The organism is Moraxella sp. CTOTU47724, from assembly GCF_032014955.1.
Lineage (GTDB): Bacteria > Pseudomonadota > Gammaproteobacteria > Pseudomonadales > Moraxellaceae > Faucicola > Faucicola tetraodonis.
Genome location: NZ_DALZSV010000098.1, coordinates 1 through 3,614, shown reverse-complemented (window position 1 = coordinate 3,614; position 3,614 = coordinate 1). Strand labels below are relative to the sequence as shown.

Sequence of the window (3,614 nt, the reverse complement as noted above, 5' to 3'; positions counted from 1 at the left end):
CTGCAGGAGACCGCGTCAATATCCTGTTATCAGGAAAGTTTTTACCTTATAAAACCTTTTAAATGTTTTTATACAAGGGTCATCTGAGAATTCGGACCATATAAGGCGGTAAGGAATTTTGTCGAGTATTATACCATTATAAATTAGCGTGATAATGGGGCTAATCTATGGAAAAAAAGTGTTTTCCATAGTATTTTTTATTTTCTTAATCTTCTGCCTGTTTATTGGCTTTCTGCTATCTACTAAAACCAATAAAATCAAATTGCGTAAATTTATGATTAAAAGGGGTGAACCGTCCTGGTTTTAGCGGAGACGGGTTTACTTGAGTCAGGCTATGCTGCCTGACTCAAGACTTTATGTCGCCGATAAAACAAGGGCGGTTCATCCGTATATTCTAGTGAAACTGAATTAGATGCCATTATAACCTCGTCGAAAAAAATATTGAATAAATCAACAAAATAAATTACTGACTGGATAATTATTTAATGATATAATTTTGGCAAATACGTTGATAGAAGTCAAGATGGTAATTAAATAATGAAACAGCGAGCTACCACAGAGTTTGAAAAAACCCAGCGTCGTGAAAAATTATTAGATGCTGCGATCGAAATTTTTTTTCAAAAAGGATTTCATGCGACACGTTTAGAAGATATTGCTAAACAGGCGGGTTTGTCGAAAGGTATCTTATATCTGTATTTTGAGAATAAAGAAGCCATATTTTTAGCATTAATCGAACGATTGGCATTAGGTAATGTTCAAAAGCTCACTCAACTTTTAAATAATTTTGATAAGACAGAGCAATCGATTGAAAAAATCTTTAAAGGTTTTTTTGATGAAATAACCTACATACTAGTCGATACCCAATTACCTAAATTAATTAAAATTATGATAGGTGATAGTCAAAATTTTCCTATCATTGTCGAACATTATAAGCAAAATGTCATAAATGTCGCCTTGTCTCAATTGGCATTATTTTTGGAAAAAGCCCATCAAAAGAAATTACTCAATGTACCTGAGCCAATGCTCACTGCGCAACTTATTATAGCACCCTTTATTTTAAGCGTATTAATGCAAGTATTGTTTTTCGGTGAAGATAAACAAGCAGATAGAGCAAGAATTCAAGCTTTATTGCAGGTCCACCAAAAGATATTAATGAATTATCTGACAGCGACTCAATAAAGCCGATGCCATTGATAAAAATTTAGCAAGCTAAATATAACGGTTTAGGGCATTTTATTATTTTTTAAGGCAAGTTTACTTTTCACGACTTGTGCCTATCAGTACCTTTTAAAATCCTACGATGATTAAGGGGCTTAGTCTCTCAATGCAAAAATTCCTACCTAATGCGACGCTGATGCTGATGGCTATCTCTTTAGTAGGCTGTAAACAAATCAGTCATTTTTTTGACACTAAAAACAATTCGACAGCACATAGTACTGTTGGCTATATTGAAGGCGATTATCGCTATTTAGCGGCACCTCGTAGTGGGTGGTTAAAGTCTGTCACCGTCAATCTTGGTGATACTCTCCATCGTGGACAATTGGCATTTAACTATCGCAGTGATAGCGAGCAGTTTGCTGTCAACCAAGCTGATGCCCAACTGCAATCACAAATTGCTCAAAGTCAAAATCTCACTACCGGTGCCAGACCTGAAGAAATCGCCAGTCTACAAGCTCAGCTTAAATCTGCGCAAGCTCAATTATTGCTTGCTAAACAAACGCTTCAACGGTTTCAGATGCTCCAACGGTCAGCGGCAGTGGCACAAGTCCAAGTGGATGAAATGGTGGCTCAAGTTAAAACAGCACAAGCATCCGTTGATAGTATTCAAGCACAAATTCGGGCAGCTAATTTACCCGCTAGAAAGCAGACACTGACAGCATCGATCGCTACCAGTAAAGCTGCCAAAGCGGCGTTAGAAAAAGCCCAATATGATTTAAGTCAACTGAATGTAAATAGTGAGTTAGCGGGTGAAGTTAGCCAAGTTTATTATCATACGGGCGAATATGTAACCCAAGGTCAGCCGATTGTGCAAATTTTGCCCCATGCCAATCGCAAAGTTATCTTTTATGTACCCCAAGATAAATTATCAACGCTTAGAGTTGGGCAGGTAGTGAATTTACAAGGCATAGGAAGTCAGCAATCCTTGTCAAACGCTAGCATTCGCTATATAAGTCCACAAGCGAGTTATACCCCTCCTGTTATCTACAGCAATGAAAACGCTGACAAACTCACTTTTCGAGTTGAGGGAGTGTTAAATACAGCCGATACTATGCCCAATTTGCAAGTAGGGCAGCCTGTACAAGTCATCCTCGAATAAAAATGAAGGATATAAATCTTATGGCACCCTCTACCTATTCAGCTTCTAATAGCAAGATAGAGCCTTTATCAATGATTAACCAAGCCCAAGGGTTAGCGATTGATGTCAAAAATTTATGTAAAAAATTTGGCAATAAAGTGGCTGTCGACAATGTCTCAATTGCACAGCCTGCGGGATCAGTGTGGGGATTTTTAGGACCCAATGGCTCTGGTAAAACCACAACCATACGTATGCTATGTGGGTTATTAGAACCAACCTCAGGAGAAGGGAGCTGTCTAGGTTTTGACGTGGTCAAGCAATCTCGTGAAATCAAAAACTTAACAGGCTATATGACCCAGAAATTTAGTTTTTGGGAAGATTTAACGATTAAAGAGAATTTGGATTTTGTGGCAAGGTTGTATGAAATCCCTAATCGCAGAAAAATTGTAGAAAAAACCTTAATTGATCTAGGATTGGAAAAACGCCAGCATCAACTGGCAGGTAGTTTATCAGGTGGTTGGAAGCAGAGGCTGGCATTGGCAGCAGTAACCATGCATGAACCCAAGCTGTTATTACTCGATGAGCCTACTGCAGGCGTTGATCCACAAGCTCGGCGTGACTTTTGGCAGCAAATCCATCGTTTAAGTGAACAAGGACTGACAGTATTGGTATCGACCCATTATATGGATGAGGCAGAACGCTGCGATCATATTGTCTATTTGGCATATGGTAAGCTCATTACACAAGGTACCGTCAATGAGATTATCCAGCAGTCGGGTTTGATTGCATTTGAAACACAGAGTAACCCTACCCTCGAAATACAGCAAACTCAGTCTAAAGGTACGACAGAAAATACTATTCGAAGTTTGCTATCAGACATTCAAGCACTGCCTAGTATCGAAGAAGCTAGTTTCTATGCCGATAAAATCAAAGTCAGTGGGCATGATAGGCAAGCCATGGAACAAGACTTTGTCATATTCAATCAAACCTTGCAATCTCGAGGGCAACCTATTATTTATTGGCAAACCATAACACCAACTCTCGAAGATGCGTTTATTGCCTTAGAGAAGCAAACAGGTGGGGATAATCGCTAATGACTTATTATTTGCGTAGTCCGAATAGACTGTCAATTAGTCGAATTCAGGCCATTTTAATCAAAGAGTTGATTCAAATGAAGCGTGACAGGCTCACCTTTGCGATGCTGTTAATGATACCGATTATGCAGCTTGTACTATTTGGATTCGTTATTAACAACCATCCTAAACATCTACCAACCGCTATATATTTACAAGAAAATACCGAGATCACCCGTAGTATT

3 protein-coding genes are annotated in these 3,614 nt (G+C 38.7%); all 3 read left to right on the top strand.

All coding sequences use genetic code 11. From position 1 onward, the window contains the following. Positions 1–537: 537 nt before the first annotated feature. The 3 genes from RTR63_RS11615 to RTR63_RS11605 all read left to right on the top strand — a co-directional run bounded on the left by RTR63_RS11615 (position 538) and on the right by RTR63_RS11605 (position 3,390). Positions 538–1,179: a TetR/AcrR family transcriptional regulator gene (locus tag RTR63_RS11615; protein WP_050326039.1), complete on the top strand. Its 642-nt coding sequence runs from the start codon at positions 538–540 to the stop codon at positions 1,177–1,179. A 145-nt stretch (positions 1,180–1,324) separates the two neighbouring features. Beyond that, positions 1,325–2,317, top strand: coding sequence for an HlyD family secretion protein (locus RTR63_RS11610; RefSeq protein WP_312524412.1), 993 nt, complete (start codon positions 1,325–1,327; stop codon positions 2,315–2,317). Between the two features lie 20 nt (positions 2,318–2,337). Continuing rightward, positions 2,338–3,390, top strand: a complete 1,053-nt coding sequence (locus tag RTR63_RS11605) for an ABC transporter ATP-binding protein (RefSeq protein WP_282842408.1) — start codon at positions 2,338–2,340, stop codon at positions 3,388–3,390. Positions 3,391–3,614 lie beyond the last annotated feature (224 nt).

What these genes read in the sequence shown, in the direction of transcription:
- RTR63_RS11605 (WP_282842408.1), top strand. Translation starts at nt 2,338, where the DNA reads ATGGCACCCTCTACCTATTCAGCTTCTAATAGCAAGATAGAGCCTTTA.
- RTR63_RS11615 (WP_050326039.1), top strand. Translation starts at nt 538, where the DNA reads ATGAAACAGCGAGCTACCACAGAGTTTGAAAAAACCCAGCGTCGTGAA.
- RTR63_RS11610 (WP_312524412.1), top strand. Translation starts at nt 1,325, where the DNA reads ATGCAAAAATTCCTACCTAATGCGACGCTGATGCTGATGGCTATCTCT.